Source organism: Bradyrhizobium sp. USDA 4454 (assembly GCF_054822705.1).
Window position 1 is genome coordinate 8,332,957 of record NZ_JBTRCN010000001.1, and the last position, 19,544, is coordinate 8,352,500.

The window sequence follows — 19,544 nt, forward strand, 5'->3', positions numbered from 1 at the left end:
TTTTTAATTGCCATCTGACTCCTTGATTTGACGCGTTTTCTTCGCGAACCGGTGTCACTTCGCTCGAAAACGCTATAATGGAACCCAACGCGCCGGCCTTGAACCGGCGACGCCGGAGACAGCACATGTTCATTCAGACGGAAGCCACGCCCAATCCCGCCACCCTGAAATTCATTCCGGGCCGCCTGGTGCTCGACACCGGCACCATGGAATTCTCGTCGGCCGAATCCGCCGCCCGCTCGCCGCTCGCCGAACGGCTGTTCGCCGTGTCAGGCGTCACCGGCGTGTTCTACGGCGCCGACTTCATCACCGTGACCAAGGCGGACGGCGACTGGCAGCACCTCAAGCCCGCGATCCTCGGCGCGATCATGGAGCACTACATGTCCGGCGCGCCGCTGCTCGCCGACGGCACCGCCGGCAGCGATGATGCGCGTGACGAGGACGACGAGTTCTTCGACGAGGCCGATGCCGAGACGGTCGAGCAGATCAAGGATCTGATCGAGACCCGGGTGCGCCCGGCGGTCGCCAATGACGGCGGCGACATCACGTTCCGCGGCTTCAAGGACGGCATCGTCTATCTCAACATGAAGGGCTCCTGCGCCGGCTGCCCGTCGTCGACCGCGACCCTGCAACACGGCATCCAGAACCTGCTCCGGCACTTCGTGCCCGACGTGCAGGAAGTCCGGCCGATGTAATCAGGAGGCGAATGGTGCGTAGCGAATGGCGAGTAGCGATCCGCGCTGAGACCCTATTCGCCACTCTCTATCCGCCATTCGCCTCATGATGATTCTTGCCATCGATACCGCCCTCGACGCCTGCTCCGCGGCGGTGCTCGACACCACCTCCGGCAATACGATCGCGATCGAATCGCAGCCGATGCAGCGCGGCCATGCCGAGGCGCTGATGCCGCTGATTGCGCGGGTGATGAAAGAGAGCGGCATCGGCTTTGCCGGGCTCGACCGCATCGCGGTCACGACCGGCCCCGGCAGCTTCACCGGCCTGCGCGTCGGCCTCTCGGCGGCCCGCGGCATTGCGCTCGCGGCCTCGAAGCCGATCGTCGGACTGTCGACGCTCGCCGCCTACGCCGCGCCTGTGGTCGCCGAGAATGGCGAACATGCCATCCTGTCGGCGATCGATGCGCGGCATGACCACGTCTATTTCCAGCTGATCGGCGGCGACGGCAGCCTGATGCTCAAGCCGAAGGTGGCGCCGATCGCGGAAGCGCTCGAAGCCGCACAATTCGGCGCGCTGCATCTGGTCGGCAACGCCGCCAACATTCTCGCCGAGCGCTGGCCTGCGGATGCGCCGCCGCCGGTCAAGGTCGACAAGCAACCCGCGCCTGACATTACCTGGGTCGCCTGGGTCGGCGCGGCCGTCGATCCCGAGACCGCGCCGCCGCGGCCGTTCTATCTGCGTGCGCCCGACGCCAAGCCGCCGAAGGATCGCCTCGTCATCAGCGCGCCGCCGTCGACATGATCGGCGTTCTGTTGCGATGGTGGGGCGGCGGTCCGCCCGCGGTTGAGCCCGCATCGCTGCGTGACGCGGCGCGGCTCGCGCAACTGCACGGCGCGTCGTTTCATCGCGGCTGGGGCGAAGGCGAATTCGAGGCGATGCTGACCGAACGCAACACGCTGGTGCATCGGCTGCGGCAGGGCCGCAAGGTGATCGGCTTTGCGGTGTCGCGGATGGCCGCGGACGAAGCCGAAATACTGTCGATTGCGATCGATTCCAATCAGCGCGGGCGCGGCCTGTCGCGCGACCTGCTGTTGACCCATCTCGGCCATCTTGCCGGCCGCGGCATCCGCACCATCTTCCTCGAGGTGGAAGAGAGCAATCAACCGGCGCGACGGCTCTATGAACGGGCTGGATTTGGCGTGATCGGCCGCCGCGAACGCTATTACAAGCAGCCCGGTGGGGAACATTTGAACGCGCTTCTGATGCGGCGCGACTTGTCGTAACATCGGCGCGATGGCAGAACAGCGCCCTGCTCTGCCGCTCAAGGCCTGGACCCAAGGCCTGGACCCAAGGCTTGGACCGATGACGACGGTGAAAATCACGCCTGCGCAAAAGAATACCGGCATCGAGGCACGCTGCGCCGCGACCGGTATGCGCATGACCGAACAGCGCCGCGTGATCGCGCGGGTGCTCGCAGAGGCCATGGATCATCCCGACGTCGAGGAGCTGTACCGCCGCTGCGTCGCGGTCGACGACAAGATCTCGATCTCGACGGTGTATCGCACCGTCAAGCTGTTCGAGGATGCAGGGATCATCGAGCGTCACGACTTCCGCGAGGGCCGCGCGCGCTACGAGCAGATGCCCGAGAGCCATCACGACCACCTGATCAACCTGCGCGACGGCAAGGTGATCGAATTCACCTCCGAGGAGATCGAGAAGCTGCAAGCCGAGATCGCGCGCAAGCTCGGCTACAAGCTGGTCGATCACCGGCTCGAGCTGTATTGCGTGCCGCTCGATGACGACAGCAAGCCCTAGGCGCGTACTGCGTATCACCACACCATGAGCTTCGATCTCGTCATCTTCGATTGCGACGGCGTGCTTGTCGACAGCGAAGTGATCTCCTGTCGCGCGCATGCCGACACGCTGACGCGGCACGGTTTTCCGATCACACCCGACGGCGTGCTGAAGCGCTTCCTCGGCGTGTCCGACCGCGAGGCGCGGCGGATCGTAGAGAGCGAGATCGGCCGCGCGCTGCCCGATACGTTCGAGGCCGAGGTCAAGCACGCGACGCTGAGGTTCTATAAAGACGATCTCAACGCGATTGCGCATGTCGGCGACGCCATCGCCGCGCTGACCTTGCCGAAATGCGTGGCCTCCAGCGGCACGCCGGAAAAGATCCATCACGGCCTGAGCTGTGCCGGCCTCTACGACCAACTGGCACCGCATATTTTCTCCGCCAGCCAGGTCAGGCGCGGCAAGCCGGCGCCCGATCTGTTCCTGTTCGCGGCCGAACAGATGGGCGCGAGCCCTTCGCGCTGCGTCGTGATCGAGGACAGCGTGGCCGGCGTCACCGGCGCCCGCGCCGCCGGGATGACGGTGCTCGGTTTTTGCGGCGGCAGCCATTGCACGGCGGAACACGAGGACATGCTGCGCCAGGCCGGAGCGGCGGTTGCCTTCGCCGATATGCGAGAGCTGCGCGGCTTGATTGCCCAGATTGGGGCCAAAGCGCTCGCTGGCTGAGCCTCACCCCCGTCATTCCGGGCGATGCGAAGCATCGAACCCTCAAGTGCGCAATTCCGCACCGAGAATCTCGAGATTCCGGGTCTGGTCCTTCGGACCATCCCGGAATGACACCCAACAAGCTGGATTTTCCCCGGTTTAGGCTATATTTGAGCCCCGGCGCCCGGATGGCGCCGTTTCCATTTTCGCACTCAGGGTTCCATGACGACGCCGCGCAAGCTGCACATCAAGTCCTATGGCTGCCAGATGAATGTCTACGATGCGCAACGCATGGTCGACACGCTGGCCAACGAGGGCTTTGTCGAGACCGCGAGCGCCGAAGACGCCGACCTCGTGATCCTCAACACCTGCCACATCCGCGAGAAGGCATCGGAGAAGGTCTATTCCGAACTCGGCCGGCTCCGCGTCGTCAAGGATGCGGCCGCGCGCCAAGGCCGCGAGATGAAGATCGTGGTTGCCGGCTGCGTCGCGCAGGCCGAAGGCGCCGAGATCATCCAGCGGGCGCCGACCGTCGACATCGTGGTCGGGCCGCAGAGCTATCATCATCTGCCGGAGCTCCTGAATCGCGCCAGGGAGAACGGCCGCGCGCTCGAAACCGAGTTTCCGATCGAGGACAAGTTCGGCTTCCTGCCGCAGCCGAAGCCCGAAGCGATCCGCGCCCGCGGCATCTCCGCCTTCGTCACGGTGCAGGAAGGTTGCGACAAGTTCTGCACTTTCTGCGTGGTGCCCTATACGCGCGGCGCCGAAGTCTCGCGCCCGGTTGCCAAGATCATCGACGACGTGAAGCAGCTCGCCGACAACGGCGTGCGCGAGTTCACGCTGATCGGACAGAACGTCAACGCCTATCACGGCGAAGGCCCCGACGGCCGCATTTGGTCGCTCGGCAAATTGTTGCAGCGGCTCGCCGCGATTCCCGGCGTCATCCGGCTGCGCTATTCCACCAGCCATCCGCGCGACGTGGATGACGATCTGATCGCGGCGCATCGCGATCTGCCTGGACTGATGCCGTTCGTGCACCTGCCGGTGCAGTCGGGGTCGGACCGGATCCTTGCCGCCATGAACCGCAAGCATACCGCCGATGACTACCGGCGCGTCATCGACCGGTTCCGGGCGGCACGGCAAGACATTGCTTTTTCATCAGATTTTATCGTGGGCTTCCCCGGAGAGAGCGAGGAAGAATTTTCCGCGACCCTCGCGCTTGTCATGCAAATCGGGTACGCTGCGGCTTATTCATTCAAGTATTCGCCACGGCCGGGCACGCCGGCGGCGGAGTTGCGGGAGACGGTGTCAGCAGCCGAGATGGACGAGCGCTTGGGGCGGCTTCAGGAATTGATCGACAGCCAGCAATCGGCCTTCAACCGGGCTGCGATTGGCACAACGGTCGATGTGCTGTTCGAGCGCGCCGCGCGCAATCCGGGCCAGATCGTCGGCCGCACCGCCTATCTGCAGCCTGCCCATGTGATGGCATCGCCTGACATTATCGGCCAGGTCCGCTCGGTGCGGATCGATAGCCTCGAGCGCTACAGCCTGATCGGCGAGCTTGAGACACCGGCCGCGCCGAGCCTCATTTCGCAGACCATTGGAGCCTGAAATCCTTGCCAAAAAGCGCATCGGATTCGTCTTCGCTTGCTCCCAGCCGCAAACCTGACCGCGACATGCAAATGCCACCTGAGACCCGGCCTCCTGAAACTCAGGTCGTCATCGATTTCGACGACAACCGTGCCGCATCCGCGCTGGTCGGCCCCTACGGACAGAATCTCGCGCTGATCGAGCGCCGGCTCGGCGTCGTGGTCGATTCCCGCGGCAATCATCTCACCATCGCAGGCTCCCGCGACGGCTGCGACGCGGCGCGGCGCGTGCTCGAGACGCTCTATGCGCAGGCGGTCGAGGGACACGACCTCGATCAGGGCGAAGTCGAGGGCGCGATCCGCGCCGTGATCGCGCAGGGCTCGCTGTTCGAATTCGACAACAAGACCGCGAAGCCGACCTTCGAGACCATCAATCTGCGCAAGCGTCCGGTGCGCGCCCGCACCGCGGCGCAGGATTCCTATATCCGCGCGCTGAAGCGGCACGAGTTGGTGTTCGGCATCGGTCCGGCCGGTACCGGCAAGACCTGGCTCGCGGTCGCCCATGCGGCGCAATTGTTCGAGCGCAAGGAAGTCGATCGCATCATCCTGACGCGGCCCGCGGTCGAAGCCGGCGAGCGGCTCGGCTTCCTGCCCGGCGACCTCAAGGAGAAGGTCGATCCGTACCTGCGCCCGATCTATGATGCGCTGTACGACCTGATGGACGCCCGCGTCGTCGAGCGCGCCCTGCAAGGCAACGAGATCGAGATCGCGCCGCTCGCCTTCATGCGCGGCCGCACCTTGACCAATGCCGCCATCATCCTCGACGAGGCGCAGAACACCACGACGATGCAGATGAAGATGTTCCTGACGCGTCTCGGCGAGAACAGCCGGATGATCGTCACCGGCGATCCGTCGCAGGTCGACTTGCCGCATGGCCAGGCTTCGGGGCTCACGGAAGCCGTCAAGCTGCTCGACGGGGTCGAGGGCATCGCCCAGGTGCATTTCAAGGCCGAGGACGTCATCCGCCACGAATTGGTGGCGCGCATCGTGGCCGCCTATGAGGGATTGCCGCAAAAGCCGGCAAACGCCAGATCTTGAGCCCAATAGCTTCGGCCGCGAGCCCGCGCGACGCGGGTTCCGGCCATAACGCAGATTTTGAGACCAACGTGTCCACTTTTCCTGCAACCGAGGTTCTCGTCACCGCCGAATGCTGGCAGGCCGAGCCCTGTGCCGACGCGGTGATTCATCGCGCGATCGAGGCTGCCGCCGAGATCGCCGACGCCGATGTCGCCGGCGCCGAGCTTGCGGTGATGCTGACCGACGATTCCGGCATCCGCACGCTGAACGCCAACTGGCGCAGCATCGACAAGCCGACCAACGTGCTGTCGTTCCCGGCCTTGCAGCCGGAAGGCCCCGGCAGGCCCGACGATGCCCCGCGCATGCTCGGCGATATCGCGATCGCCTATGAGACGACGCGGCGGGAAGCCGATGAGGAACAGAAACCGTTCGACCACCATTTGAGCCATCTCGCGGTGCATGGTTTCCTGCATCTGATCGGTTACGACCACGAGAACGACGACGATGCCGAGGAGATGGAGGCGCTCGAGCGCGAGATCCTGTCCTCCCTCGGCATTCCCGACCCCTATGCGGATCGGACCGCCTGACATGCCGGACTCCGAACCGACCCACGACAATCCGCGCAACGTGAGCAACCTGCCCGCGGTGGTGCACGAGGGCGAGCTGCAGCGCCCGGCGGCCGAGGGCTGGCTGGTGCGCGCGATCCGCACCCTGTTCGGCTGGAAGGCCGGCTCAGTGCGCGACGATCTGCAGGTGGTGCTCGACGCCTCGACGCCCGACGACGTCGGCTTCTCGGCAATCGAGCGCACCATGCTGCGCAACATCCTGTCGCTGAACGAGCGGCGGATCGCCGACGTCATGGTGCACCGCGCCGACATCGTCGCGGTCAAGCGCGACATCCCGCTCGGCGAATTGATGAGCCTGTTCGAGAGCGCGGCGCATTCGCGGCTGGTCGTCTACAACGAAACCCTCGACGACCCCGAGGGCATGGTGCACATCCGCGACCTGCTCGCCTTCATGACCGCAAAGGCGCGCGTCACCGAGGCAACCAAGACCAAGCGCAAGAAGCCTTTTCCCGCAGGGCTCGACCTGCGCAGCGTCGACCTCGCGCTGCCGCTGGCGGACGCCAACATCATCCGCAAGCTGCTCTACATCCCGCCGTCGATGCGCGCGATCGACCTGCTGGCGCAGATGCAGGCCTCGCGCATCCATCTCGCGCTGGTGGTCGACGAATATGGCGGCACCGATGGGCTGGTCTCGATCGAGGACATTGTCGAGCAGATCGTCGGCGAGATCGACGACGAGCACGATTCCGACGAACCGCCATCGATCGTGCGCCAGCCGGACAACTCCTTCATCGCGGATGCCCGCGCCAGCCTCGACGATGTCCGTTCAGTGATCGGCGAGGATTTCGTGATCGGCGAGGCCGGCGAGGAGGTCGAGACGCTGGGCGGCTATCTGGTGTCGTTCGTCGGCCGCCTGCCGGTGCGCGGCGAGGTGATCTCGGGGCCCGGCAATTACGAGGTCGAGGTGCTCGACGCCGATCCGCGGCGGGTCAAGCGCGTCCGCATCACGACGCGCAAGGAGCGGCCGGCGCCGCGCAAGGAGCGCGAGCGGCGCCGCGAGCAGGCCCCCGACTCCGGAAACCCGCAGGCGAATGACAACATGCCGCCGCCCGGCGAGGGAGCCGGACCGCAGTGAGGCCCTCCGACCGGCTCCGATCGATCGGCCTTGCCGTTATCCTGACCTGGGGATGGAAGCGCGCCGTGCTCGCGCTCGCGGCCGGCGCGCTGTCCTCGCTGGCGATGGGGCCGTTCAACGCCTGGCCGGTGCTGTTTCTGACATTTTCGATCGCCGTCTGGCTGATCGACGGCAGCGCCGCCGGGCGCTGGCGCGGACTGCCCGCCGCGGCGCTGTCCGGCTTCTGGTTCGGCCTCGGCTATTTCGTGCCGGGGCTGTACTGGATCGGCTATGCCTTCTTCGTCGACGCCGACACCTTCGCCTGGCTGACGCCGTTCGCGGTGCTTGGCTTGCCCGCCTATCTTGCGCTGTTCACCGCGTTCGGCTTCGCACTGGCGCGGCTGATCTGGCCGCGCGATGCCTCGCGCGTGCTGGCGCTGGCGATCGGCCTGACGATTTCGGAATGGCTGCGCGGCCATCTCTTGAGCGGCTTCCCGTGGAATGCGTTCGGCTATGCGCTGACTGAACCGCTGGCGCTCGCCCAGACCGCGTCGCTGATCGGGCTGTGGGGCATGACGTTCCTGACTGTCGCGATCTTCGCAAGCCCGGCCGTGCTGATCGACGGCGCCTCGCGCGGCCGCAAGCCATGGCACACGCCGGGGGCTGCGGCGCTGGTCCTCGTCGCGATGCTGGCCTTCGGCACGGTCCGGCTCGCACAGACGCCGACCACGATGGTCGACGGCGTCAAGCTCCGCATCATGCAGCCCGATCTGCAGCAGGATGCCAAGTTCAACTACTCCGCCAAAGCGGCGGTGATGCAGAAATATCTCACATTGTCGGATCGTGCGTCCGGGCCGCACGCAAGTGGCGTCAGCGATTCCACCATCCTGATCTGGCCGGAATCCGCCTTTCCGTTCTTCCTGACCAAGGAAGCCGACGCGATGGCGCAGATCGCCGACCTGCTGCCGAAGGGAACAGTGCTGATCACCGGCTCGGTGCGCGCGCCCGATCTGCCGCCCAATGTCCGGATCACGCGAGCATATAATTCCATCTATGTCATCGACCACGACGGCAGTGTGCTCGCGGTCTACGACAAGCTTCACCTTGTCCCCTTTGGAGAATATCTGCCGTTCCAGGACTGGATGGAGAAGATTGGCTTCGTGCAGCTCACCAAGGTGCAGGGCGGCTACATTCCCGGAACGATCCGCCGGACGCTCGACATTCCCAATGCGCCGCGCGCGCTACCCTTGATCTGCTACGAGGCGATCTTCCCCGGCAATGTCGTGAGCCGCGACGATCATCCCGGCTGGATCGTCAACGTCACCAATGACGGCTGGTTCGGATTCTCGACCGGCCCCTATCAACATCTGCAACAGGCCCGGCTGCGCTCGATCGAGGAAGGCCTCCCGCTGGTGCGCGCCGCAAATACGGGCATCTCGGCCATCGTCGACCCGCTCGGCCGAATCGTCGCGCAGCTCGGGCTCGGCGTCGAAGGCGTGCTCGACGCCGGCCTGCCGGCGGCGATCGCGCCGACGATCTATGCGCGTGTCGGGAACGTGCCCGCCGCTGTAATTGTATTGGTTGCCCTCGCAATCGTCTTGCGAAGGCGTTTTGTCAGGCGAAAAGCCTGACCGCTGCATATCGCCGGTTGTCGCGAACCCGAAAAAACGTCGAAATTGACCTCAGCGTGATTCCACTAGTTGACAGATCGACCGTGCACTTCGCATTGTACGGCTCCACGCGAAATCACAAGCCAAGTCAGCCCCTTTGCGCAAATTGTCCGCATTTTGTCCCGATCCTCCTTGCAGGATTTGACGGCACCGGCGCCTGAGGCATACTCCCCTTCCAACTTGCCTCATCCACGGGCGCGCAATCCCTTAGGAGAGTTGGAGATGTCCACCAAAGCGCCCAATCCTGTTGACAAATATGTCGGCAGCCGCGTCCGCATGCGACGCATCATGCTCGGCATGAGCCAGGAAAAACTGGGCGAGGCGTTAGGCCTGACGTTCCAGCAGGTGCAGAAATACGAGAAGGGCACCAACCGTGTCGGCGCCAGCCGGCTGCAACAGATCTCCGAGATCCTGCAGGTGCCGGTCTCCTTCCTGTTCGACGGCGGCCCGAGCGGCGTCAAGACCGCCGACGGCTTCGGCGAGGGCTCCTCGCCGACCTATGTCTCCGATTTTCTGGCAACTGCCGAAGGCCTGGCCCTGACCCGCGCCTTCACGCGGATCGCCGACGCCAAGCTCCGCCGCAGCATCGTCGAACTGGTCGAACAGATCGCGGCGCGCGAGGCGTCCGAACCAGCCTGATCCGGCCCATATCCGTTTGAGCGATCGCCAAATCTGGAATATGTCATTCCGGCACGTTAGCGCGCGCTGCGGCCAGGCGAAGCATCATCGCGCTTAGCTCCTTGTTAGCATGATCTTTTCGGAAAGCCGCTTTAACGCTTTTCCGGATCTGGCTTCAGCGCGCGCTGAATGACAAAGCGAATTCACTGGCCAAATTCACAGGCGACGACAAACAGCATGCCCAGCAACCCGTTCGAAACCGCTGACATCCTCGACGGCATTCGCCGCTGGGTCGAGATCGAGTCTCCGACCGAGCGGCCGGATCAGGTCAACAGACTGGCCGATCTCGTCGCGGCTGGTTATCGCGACCTGCCAGCGACGGTCGAGCGCGTTGCCGGACGCGACGGCTGCGGCGATCATCTGGTCGCGCGCTCGTCCTGGGGGCAGGCCGCGCCGGGCATTCTGGTGTTGAGCCATCTCGACACAGTCCATCCGGTGGGATTCATCGAACGGTTACCATTCAAGATCGAAGGCGACAGCGCATTCGGTCCGGGCATCTACGACATGAAGGGCGGCGCCTATCTCGCCTATCACGCGTTCCGGCAGATCTGCGCCGAAGACTCCCGACCGCCGCTCGGCATCACCCAGCTCTGCGTCTCGGATGAGGAGATCGGCAGCCCGACCTCGCGGGCGCTGATCGAGGCCGAGGGCCGCAAGGCCAAATACGTGCTGGTGACCGAACCCGCGCGCGACGGCGGCAAGATCGTCACCGGGCGCAAGGGCGTTGCGCGCTTCGACGTCAACATCAAGGGCGCGCCGGCACATGCCGGCACGCGCCCCGAGGACGGCCGCAGCGCGATCCGGGAACTCGGCCATGTGATCCTGGCGCTGGAGGGGATGAACGACCTCAAGCGCGGTATCACCGTCAATGTCGGCGTGGTCCGCGGCGGCACCAAGCCGAACGTGATCGCCGAAGAGGCCTATGCGGAGGTCGACTTGCGCGTGCCGACCATGGCCGACGCCGACGAGTTGGTGCCGAAGATCCTCGGGATCACCTCGCGCACCGAAGGCGTCACCGTGAAGGTGACCGGTGAACTGAACCGTCCGCCCTATGAGAAGAGCAATGCCGGCGCGGCACTTTACGAACACGCCAAGGGGCTTGCCGCCGAAATCGGCTTCGACCTGATCGACGTGTTCACCGGCGGCGGTTCCGACGGCAATTTCACCGCGCCGCACACCGCGACCCTCGACGGCCTCGGCGTCGACGGCAAGGGCGCACATACCCATTATGAGCAGCTCTACATCTCATCGATCGAGCCGCGCGCGCGGCTGCTGCACCGGCTCTATCAGACGCTGCGATGACCTCGGCTCCGAACGACACCGGCGATCGCGATCCCCCTGACGACGGTGCGATGGCTCATTCGCGCGGCTCGTTCTTCGGGCGCCGCAAGGGCCACAAATTGCGTGCGCACCAGGCCGACCTGATCCACGCGCTGCTGCCGCATCTGTCGATCGACATCTCGATGCCCGCGCCCGAGGCGCTGACCGAATTGTTCGATGACGGCATCGACAACGTCAGGCTCGAGATCGGCTTCGGCGGCGGCGAGCATCTGATCGCGGAAGCGAAGGCATTCCCGGCGACCGGCTTCATCGGTTGCGAGCCCTATGTCAACGGGATGGCGAAGATCCTGACCCAGATCGAGGCGCACAACATCGGCAACATCCGCTTGTTCGCCGGCGACGCCGCCGAGCTGCTGGCCTGGGCGCCATCGCGCTCGCTTACGCGCATCGACCTGATTCATCCCGATCCCTGGCCGAAGCGGCGGCACTGGAAGCGGCGTTTCGTGCAGGATGCAACGGTCGATGCGATGGCGCGGCTGCTGCCGCCGGGCGGCGAATTCCGCTTCGTCAGCGACATCGACGATTACTGCGCCTGGACGCTGGCGCATCTGATGCGCTCGCCCGACTTCGCCTGGCTCGCCGAGCGCGCGATCGACTGGCTCGCGCCGTGGCCGGACTACACGATGACGCGCTACGGCGCCAAAGCCGAGCGCGAAGGGCGCAAGGCGGCGTATCTGAGATTCAGGCGATTGGGCTAGTCGTCATTCCGGGGCGTGCGAAGCACGTGCCCGGAATCCATTGCGCCACATCGTTCGAGGATAAATGGATTCCGGGCTCTCGCTACGCGAGCCGCGCTCACGCTGTAGCCGCACAATCCGTGCCTTGTGATCCGTCATGCTGAGGAGGCCGCAAAGCGGCCGTCTCGAAGCACGACGGCCCCGCTGCAACAGCACGGCCGTGCATCCTTCGAGACGCGCCTGCGGCGCTCCTCAGGATGACGGGTTTAAATGCTGGCGATCGGGCTACCGCGACTTCCAGAAATCCACGACGCGCTGCGCCGTTGATGGCATCAGGCGCGTGAAATTCACCCGCGCGCCTTCGATATCGGCCGGCGACGGCACGCGGTTCGGCCCGAGTCGCATCAGGATCAGGGCCCGCACGGTCGGCCATTCGAAGCCGATCGTCTTGCTGGCGATCAGGATCGGATCGTAGCGGTCGCCGGAGATCAGGCGATCGAGCGTGACGATCTTCACGTTGGTCATCGCGGCAATGGCCGCGACGCATTCCTCGTATTTGAAGGCCCTTGCGAAGCCCAGCACCGCCGCCTCGTTCAATTCGCCGGCGCGATGCAGCGCGAGGATCGCGCGCTGCGCGGCCGCGAAATCGCGGCCCTCGACCTGCGCAACGACGCCCTCGATCTCGCTCAGCGCCAGCCTGATTTCGGCCTGCCGTTCCGGCTTGGCGACGATGTGCAGACGGCGGCGGATCACGTCGATCGAGCCGGCCAGCAGGCCTTTCAGATGCTCGGGCGGAAGGTCGTCACGGCGGCCGATCCGCAAGGTCAACACGCCGTCCTGACTGGCGCGGCGCACCATCGTCGCAAAGGAGGCGTCGGAAAACGCAGCGCCGGCATTGCCTGCCGCGCATCGGATCACATCGCGGTCGCCGCGACGGACGAGCACATCGGTCAGCGCGCTCGAAAGCTTCGACCGCTCGGCCATCGCAAGCAGATGGCCCTGACCCTTGGCATTGGCGATCTCGACCAGCACCTTGTCGTCGATCACCGGCGAGCGGCGCAGCACCGGCCCCGCGATCGCGACCTCGTCCTCACGGGCGAGTTGCCCGACCAGACGCCGCGGCGCATTGGCGAGCGGCGCCAGGCGTTCGGCGAGATCGATCCGCGCCGCAAGCTCGGCATGCGGCACCAGGCTGGTCAGCACTCCGTCGAACAGGTCGATATGATCCGGACGGAAGCTTTGGGCGCCCTGCAGGAACAGCTCGCCGAGCCGCCGCGCAGCATCGGCACGGCGCTTGGGGTCGCCGCGGCGGACGATGTCGTCGAGTTCCGGGATCAGCGCGGGGGCTGTCGTCATGAGCCTTGTCCAACCGGCGACTTTGCCGATTTTCGGCAATCTATGACCCCGTTCGTAAACGGAGGGTTAGATCGAATCCGGCGCCCGGAAGCCGCAAAATCGCGTTTCGCCCGGCCTTGAGGCCTTGCCGGACCCCGGCAAAAGAGCTATATCCGGCGCAACTTATGGTATCTCATACGATCGCGTAGGAGAGTGGGCCCCCCGGGACCCGCTCTTTTTTGTTACCTGACGGGACCCAACGAGGCCGGGTCCAGTTTGGCTAGCGTTAGCGGCCCCTTAAGGCCACCTGAACAACACAACAGACCTCAGCAGCCTTTAAAACCTAGACAGCCTTTGACACTGGATATGACCGATCCGACCGCCACGCCCGTGGACACCGAACTGCTCGCCGAGCCGCGGCTCGTCGTCGAGCCCGGGGTCGCGGCGCGCGTCGCCGCGGTCGCCGTCCCGGTGCTGCAGGGCATGGGCTATCGCCTGGTGCGCATCAAGGTCTCGGGCGACGCCGGCTGCACCGTGCAGATCATGGCGGAGCGGCCCGACGGCTCGATGCAGCTCGAGGATTGCGAGGCGATCTCGCGCGCGCTGTCGCCGGTGCTTGACGTTGCCGACCCGATCGAGCGCGCCTACCGGCTGGAAATTTCGTCGCCCGGCATCGACCGACCGCTGGTGCGCCGCTCCGACTTCGAGCGCTATACCGGGCACCTCGTGAAGATCGAGATGGCGGTACCGCATCAGGGCCGCAAGCGGTTCCGCGGCCTGCTCGCCGGCGTCGAGGGCAGTGCGGTGCGTATCAAGCGCGACGATCCGCGTCCCACCGAGGACGCCGAGGTCTTGCTGGTGATGGAAGACATCTCCGACGCGCGGCTGGTGCTGACCGACGAGCTGATCGCGGAATCGATGCGGCGCGGCAAGGCCGCCGAGCGCGAGCTGCGCCGCGAGCTCGGGCTGGCGCCGCCGCAGCCGGCTCACGCAAAAAACAGCGATCCCGCGAAGAGCCAAAAGCCGAAACACAAGTCCGAACACAAGTCCGATCACAAGCCCGGCAAGAAGCCGGCCCCGACCAACACCAAAAAGCACCGCCTGGCCGCCGAGCGCGCGCGCCGTGGCGAGATCGATCCATTCGAAGGAGACTAAGCCATGGCAGTCAGCGCCAACAAACTCGAACTGCTGCAGATCGCAGACGCAGTTGCGCGCGAAAAGTCGATCGACCGCTCCATCGTGATCGCGGCGATGGAAGACGCCATCGCCAAGGCGGCGCGTGCCCGCTACGGCAGCGAGACCGACGTCCATGCCGAGATCGACGCCAAGAAGGGCGAGCTGCGGCTGACCCGCCACATGCTGGTGGTCGATGTCGTCGAGAACTCGTCGAACCAGATTTCGCTGCATGATGCGCAGCGCGCCAATCCCGGCGCCCAGGTCGGCGACACGATCGCCGACACGCTGCCGCCGCTGGAATATGGCCGCATCGCCGCGCAGTCCGCCAAGCAGGTGATCGTGCAGAAGGTGCGCGAGGCCGAGCGCGACCGGCAGTATCAGGAATTCAAGGACCGCATCGGCGACATCGTCAACGGCATCGTCAAGCGCGTCGAATATGGCAGCGTGATCGTCGACCTCGGCCGTGGCGAGGCGATCGTGCGCCGCGACGAGATGCTGCCGCGCGAAGTGTTCCGCAACGGCGACCGCGTGCGCGCCTATATCTTCGACGTCCGCCGCGAGACTCGCGGTCCGCAGATCTTCCTGTCGCGCACCCATCCGCAATTCATGGCGAAGCTGTTCGCGCAGGAAGTGCCGGAAATCTATGACGGCATCGTCGAGATCAAGGCGGTCGCCCGCGACCCGGGCTCGCGCGCCAAGATCGGCGTGATCTCGCGCGATTCCTCGGTCGACCCGGTCGGCGCCTGCGTCGGCATGCGCGGCTCGCGCGTGCAGGCCGTGGTCAACGAGCTGCAGGGCGAGAAGATCGACATCATTCCGTGGTCGCCTGACATCGCGACCTTCGTCGTCAACGCGCTGGCGCCGGCCGAAGTCGCCAAGGTCGTGATCGACGAAGAGCGCGAGCGCATCGAGGTCGTGGTTCCCGACACCAACAACCAGCTGTCGCTGGCAATCGGCCGCCGCGGCCAGAATGTCCGCCTCGCATCGCAGCTGACCGGCTGGGACATCGACATCCTGACCGAGCAGGAGGAGTCGGAGCGCCGTCAGGCCGACTTCGAGAACTCGACCCGCGTGTTCATGGAAGCGCTCAATGTCGACGAAGTGGTCGGCCAGCTGCTCGCCTCCGAAGGCTTCACCTCGGTCGAGGAACTCGCGCTGGTCGACGTCAAGGAACTCGCGGGCATCGAGGGTTTCGACGAGGAGACCGCCAACGAGTTGCAGACCCGGGCCCGCGAGTATCTGGAACAGCTCGAGGCCGAACTGGAAGCCAAGCGCAAGGAACTCGGCGTCGAGGACGCCATGAAGGACGTGCCCGGCATCACCGGCAAGATGCTGGTGAAGCTCGGCGAGAACGACGTGAAGACGGTCGAAGACCTCGCCGGCTGCGCCACCGACGATCTGGTCGGCTGGACCGAGCGCAAGGAAGGCGGCGAGCCGACCAAGCATGCCGGGTTCCTCGACGGCATCGAGATCTCGCGCGACGAGGCCGAGGCCCTGATCATGCAGGCCCGCCTGAAGGCCGGCTGGATCACCGAGGCCGACCTCGCCAAGCCGGCCGAGGAGGCCGAGGCCGCCGAAGCTGAAACAGCGGCTTCGTAAGGAGATGCCCTACGGATGCTCGCTCAGGCTGACCCCGATCTCGACGATGGGCCGCGGACGCAGAAGTCCGCGACCACGCGGATGTGCGCGGTCAGCCGCGAGGTGCGTCCGCTCGACGAGCTGATCCGGTTCGTCGTCTCGCCCACGGGCGAGGTGATCCCCGACCTCAAGCGCAAGCTGCCCGGCCGCGGATTATGGGTTTCCGCGTCGCGGCGCAGCGTTGCGGAAGCGGTCCGCCGTCACCAATTTAGCAAGGGATTCAAGCGCGATGTCCGCGTCGCGCCGACCCTTCCCGCCGACACCGAGACCCTCCTGGTGCGCAGCGTTACCGAGGCCCTGGCAATGGCCGCCAAGGCCGGTCAGGTCGTTGCGGGCTTCAGCAAGGTCGAGGACGCACTCAACCGGAACGAAACTGCAGCCCTGATCCACGCTTCGGACGGCGCCGCGGACGGAATCCGCAAATTGGACGCGATCCTCGGGCAAAGGGGCGGAAAACGTGGTGAATCGGCGGTAATCGCCATCGTCAATGTTTTGACGTCGGATGAATTGGATTTGGCACTTGGGCGGTCAAATGTGATACATGCTGCGCTGCTCGCGGGCCCGGCGAGCAAGACGTTCCTGTCGCGCTGCCAGATGCTGGTCCGATACCGGATGGCCGACGACGACAAGACCGCCGAAGCGGCCAGAAATTCCAGAGCCTGATCCAGGAAGGCGGACGCCGTCTTTCCGACCGGATCATGCTCAGCAGAAGAACGACGCATTGAAGGATTTGTGCGGCCAACGCACAGCGAAACGAGATTAGGACTGCTGAATGGTTGATACCAAGACCCCTGGCGACAAGACTCTGAGTGTCCCGAGCAAGACGTTGTCGCTGAAGCCGCGCGTCGAGACGGGCACCGTGCGCCAGAGCTTCAGCCACGGCCGGACCAAGCAGGTCGTGGTCGAGAAGCGCGGCAAGCGCCGCATCGGCGGCGATGGCCCCGGTGAGGCGCATGCGCCGGAACCCGTGATTGCGAAGCCTGCGGCACCCGCGCCGAAGCCGCCGCTCGGCCGCCCCTCAGGCCCGCCGCCCGGCCAGCAGCGCAACACGCGCTCCGGCGTGGTGCTGCCGACCTTGACCGAAGACGAGCGTTCCGCGCGCGCCAGCGCGCTGGCCGATGCGCGGCAGCGCGACATCGAGGAGCGCCGCCAGGCCGAAGAGGAAGCCAAGCGCCGTGCCGTCCGCGAGGCTGCCGAAAAGGCAGAGCGCGAGGCTGCCGAGGCCCGCCGCAAGGCGGAAGAGGAACGTCACCGCCACGAGGAAGAGGCCAAGCGCAAGGCCGAGGTCGAGGCCAAGCGCCGCTTCGGCGAAGGCGAGGCCAAGCCCGGTGCTGCGCCCGCCGCTGCACCGGCCAGGCCCGCAACATCAGCACCTGCATCTGCTCCGGCCGCCCGTGGGCCCGCAGCACGCCCGGCGACCACAACAACCGCGCGCACGCCGGCCTCTGCACCGAGACCGGCGGCAGTTGCGGCCGGGCCCGACGAGGATGATGGTCCGCGCCTGGTGCGACGCCCCGGCGGCGCCGTGCGCCCTGCCGCGGCTCCGAAGGCCACCCACAAGCCCGGTCCGCAGAAAGAGCGCGGCCGCCTCACCCTGACCACTGCGCTCAACGCTGACGACGTCCGCGAGCGCTCGATTGCCTCGTTCCGCCGCCGTACCCAGCGCCTGAAGGGGCATACGTCGAACGAACCGAAGGAAAAGCTGATCCGCGAAGTCACCATCCCGGAAGCGATCACGATCCAGGAACTTGCGAACCGCATGTCGGAGCGCGCCGTCGACGTCATCCGCATGCTGATGAAGCAGGGCGCGATGCACAAGATCACCGACGTGATCGATGCCGACACCGCGCAGCTGATCGCCGAAGAGCTCGGCCACAGCGTCAAGCGCGTCGCGGCGTCCGACGTCGAAGAGGGCCTGTTCGACGTCGTCGACAATTCTACCGACACCGAGCCGCGCTCGCCCGTAGTCACCGTGATGGGTCACGTCGACCACGGCAAGACCTCGCTGCTCGACGCGCTGCGCCATGCCAACGTGGTGTCGGGCGAAGCAGGCGGCATCACCCAGCATATCGGCGCCTATCAGGTGCTGTCGCCCGAGAGCGGCACCAAGATCACCTTCATCGACACGCCCGGCCACGCCGCGTTCACCGCGATGCGCGCCCGCGGCGCCAAGGTCACCGACATCGTCGTGCTGGTGGTCGCTGCCGATGACGGCGTGATGCCGCAGACGATCGAGGCGATCAACCACGCCAAGGCGGCCAAGGTGCCGATGATCGTGGCGATCAACAAGATCGACAAGCCCGATGCGCGGCCTGAGCGCGTGCGCACCGAACTGCTGCAGCACGAGGTGCAGGTCGAATCGCTCGGCGGCGACGTCGTCGACGTCGAGGTCTCGGCCAAGAACAAGACCAATCTCGACAAGCTGCTCGAGATGATCGCGTTGCAGGCCGAAATCCTCGACCTGAAGACCAACTCGGAGCGTCCGGCGGAAGGCACTGTGATCGAAGCCAAGCTCGATCGCGGCCGCGGTCCGGTCGCGACCGTGCTGGTACAGCGCGGCACGCTGCGCGTCGGCGACATCATCGTGGCCGGCGCCGAGATGGGCCGCGTCCGCGCACTGATCTCCGACCAGGGCGAGAATCTCGAAGAGGCCGGCCCGTCGGTGCCGGTCGAGGTGCTCGGCTTCAACGGCCCGCCGGAAGCCGGCGATCGTCTCGCCGTGGTCGAGAACGAGGCCCGCGCCCGCCAGGTCACGAGCTACCGCGCGCACCAGAAGCGCGAGAACGCGGCGGCCTCGATCTCCGGCATGCGCGGCTCGCTCGAGCAGATGATGTCGCAGCTGAAGACCGCGGGCCGCAAGGAGTTCCCGCTGATCGTCAAGGCCGACGTGCAGGGCTCGTTGGAGGCGATCCTGGGCTCGCTGGAGAAGCTCGGCACCGACGAAGTCGCCGCCCGCATCCTGCATGCCGGCGTCGGCGGCATCTCGGAGTCCGACGTTACGCTGGCGGAAGGCTTCAACGCCGCGATCATCGGCTTCTCGGTCCGCGCCAACAAGGAAGCGGCCGCCGCGGCCAAGCGCAACGGCATCGAGATCCGCTACTACAACATCATCTACGACCTCGTGGATGACATCAAAAAGGCGATGTCCGGCCTGCTCGCGCCGACGCTGCGCGAAACCATGCTGGGCAACGCGCAGATCCTGGAAGTGTTCAACATTTCCAAGGTCGGCAAGGTCGCGGGTTGCCGCGTTACCGACGGCACCGTGGAACGCGGCGCCAACGTTCGCCTGATCCGCGACAACGTCGTGGTGCACGAAGGCAAGCTGTCGACGCTGAAGCGCTTCAAGGATGAAGTGAAGGAAGTGGTCGCCGGCCAGGAGTGTGGCATGGCATTCGAGAACTACGGCGACATGCGTGTCGGCGACGTGATCGAGTGTTACCGCATCGAGACGATCCAGCGCTCTCTGTAAGTCCAAATCTTACGAAGCGCAGATCTAACTAGGCGTTGGG

General features: G+C 65.6%; 18 protein-coding genes. 17 read left to right on the forward strand and 1 reads right to left on the reverse strand.

Annotated elements, in window-relative coordinates:
• Window positions 1-125: 125 nt before the first annotated feature.
• The 13 genes from ACVIW0_RS38755 (at window position 126) to ACVIW0_RS38815 (ending at window position 11,907) form a co-directional block, all read left to right on the forward strand.
• Entirely contained in the window at window positions 126-695 is a 570-nt protein-coding gene (locus tag ACVIW0_RS38755) for a NifU family protein (RefSeq protein ID WP_461357019.1), read from the forward strand.
• 85 nt (window positions 696-780) lie between these two features.
• Window positions 781-1,476 (forward strand): tRNA (adenosine(37)-N6)-threonylcarbamoyltransferase complex dimerization subunit type 1 TsaB, encoded by a 696-nt coding sequence (gene tsaB / locus ACVIW0_RS38760; RefSeq protein WP_461357020.1) that lies wholly within the window; start codon window positions 781-783, stop codon window positions 1,474-1,476.
• On the forward strand, window positions 1,473-1,958 hold the full coding sequence (gene rimI, locus ACVIW0_RS38765; protein WP_461357021.1) for a ribosomal protein S18-alanine N-acetyltransferase: 486 nt from the start codon (window positions 1,473-1,475) through the stop codon (window positions 1,956-1,958). The genes tsaB and rimI overlap by 4 nt, the downstream gene beginning before the upstream one ends.
• Before the next feature lie 79 nt (window positions 1,959-2,037).
• Window positions 2,038-2,490, forward strand: a complete 453-nt coding sequence (locus ACVIW0_RS38770) for a Fur family transcriptional regulator (RefSeq protein ID WP_456751158.1) — start codon at window positions 2,038-2,040, stop codon at window positions 2,488-2,490.
• A 24-nt stretch (window positions 2,491-2,514) separates the two neighbouring features.
• Window positions 2,515-3,195 carry an HAD family hydrolase gene (locus tag ACVIW0_RS38775; RefSeq protein ID WP_461357022.1) on the forward strand — a complete coding sequence of 227 codons (681 nt, stop codon included), beginning with the start codon at window positions 2,515-2,517 and terminating at the stop codon, window positions 3,193-3,195.
• 201 nt (window positions 3,196-3,396) lie between these two features.
• Window positions 3,397-4,785: a tRNA (N6-isopentenyl adenosine(37)-C2)-methylthiotransferase MiaB gene (miaB, locus tag ACVIW0_RS38780; protein ID WP_461357023.1), complete on the forward strand. Its 1,389-nt coding sequence runs from the start codon at window positions 3,397-3,399 to the stop codon at window positions 4,783-4,785.
• 5 nt (window positions 4,786-4,790) lie between these two features.
• Complete coding sequence (locus ACVIW0_RS38785) at window positions 4,791-5,861, forward strand: PhoH family protein (protein ID WP_077231173.1); 1,071 nt, start codon at window positions 4,791-4,793, stop codon at window positions 5,859-5,861.
• A gap of 68 nt (window positions 5,862-5,929) precedes the next feature.
• On the forward strand, window positions 5,930-6,427 hold the full coding sequence (gene ybeY, locus ACVIW0_RS38790) for an rRNA maturation RNase YbeY (RefSeq protein WP_461357024.1): 498 nt from the start codon (window positions 5,930-5,932) through the stop codon (window positions 6,425-6,427).
• 1 nt (window position 6,428) lies between these two features.
• Complete coding sequence (locus tag ACVIW0_RS38795; protein WP_461345957.1) at window positions 6,429-7,541, forward strand: hemolysin family protein; 1,113 nt, start codon at window positions 6,429-6,431, stop codon at window positions 7,539-7,541.
• On the forward strand, window positions 7,538-9,151 hold the full coding sequence (lnt, locus tag ACVIW0_RS38800) for an apolipoprotein N-acyltransferase (protein WP_461357025.1): 1,614 nt from the start codon (window positions 7,538-7,540) through the stop codon (window positions 9,149-9,151). Before ACVIW0_RS38795 ends, lnt begins: the two co-directional genes overlap by 4 nt.
• Window positions 9,152-9,412: 261 nt before the next feature.
• Entirely contained in the window at window positions 9,413-9,829 is a 417-nt protein-coding gene (locus ACVIW0_RS38805; RefSeq protein WP_461357026.1) for a helix-turn-helix domain-containing protein, read from the forward strand.
• Between the two features lie 216 nt (window positions 9,830-10,045).
• Entirely contained in the window at window positions 10,046-11,170 is a 1,125-nt protein-coding gene (locus tag ACVIW0_RS38810) for a M20 family metallopeptidase (RefSeq protein ID WP_461357027.1), read from the forward strand.
• The gene (locus ACVIW0_RS38815) at window positions 11,167-11,907 is read left to right on the forward strand and encodes a tRNA (guanine(46)-N(7))-methyltransferase TrmB (protein WP_461357028.1); all 741 of its coding nucleotides are present in this window, start codon (window positions 11,167-11,169) and stop codon (window positions 11,905-11,907) included. Before ACVIW0_RS38810 ends, ACVIW0_RS38815 begins: the two co-directional genes overlap by 4 nt.
• Window positions 11,908-12,171: 264 nt before the next feature.
• Here ACVIW0_RS38815 and ACVIW0_RS38820 read toward each other — a convergent pair whose 3' ends face one another.
• The gene (locus tag ACVIW0_RS38820) at window positions 12,172-13,242 is read right to left on the reverse strand and encodes a DUF2336 domain-containing protein (RefSeq protein WP_461357029.1); all 1,071 of its coding nucleotides are present in this window, start codon (window positions 13,240-13,242) and stop codon (window positions 12,172-12,174) included.
• Between the two features lie 345 nt (window positions 13,243-13,587).
• On the opposite strand from ACVIW0_RS38820, the gene rimP reads away from it, so the two are divergent.
• The 4 genes from rimP (at window position 13,588) to infB (ending at window position 19,504) form a co-directional block, all read left to right on the forward strand.
• Complete coding sequence (gene rimP, locus ACVIW0_RS38825; protein ID WP_461357030.1) at window positions 13,588-14,376, forward strand: ribosome maturation factor RimP; 789 nt, start codon at window positions 13,588-13,590, stop codon at window positions 14,374-14,376.
• Window positions 14,377-14,379: 3 nt separating this feature from the next.
• On the forward strand, window positions 14,380-15,996 hold the full coding sequence (gene nusA / locus ACVIW0_RS38830; protein WP_461357031.1) for a transcription termination factor NusA: 1,617 nt from the start codon (window positions 14,380-14,382) through the stop codon (window positions 15,994-15,996).
• A 15-nt stretch (window positions 15,997-16,011) separates the two neighbouring features.
• Complete coding sequence (locus ACVIW0_RS38835; RefSeq protein ID WP_461357032.1) at window positions 16,012-16,698, forward strand: RNA-binding protein; 687 nt, start codon at window positions 16,012-16,014, stop codon at window positions 16,696-16,698.
• A gap of 109 nt (window positions 16,699-16,807) precedes the next feature.
• Complete coding sequence (gene infB / locus ACVIW0_RS38840; RefSeq protein ID WP_461357033.1) at window positions 16,808-19,504, forward strand: translation initiation factor IF-2; 2,697 nt, start codon at window positions 16,808-16,810, stop codon at window positions 19,502-19,504.
• The last annotated feature ends 40 nt before the right edge of the window (window positions 19,505-19,544 follow it).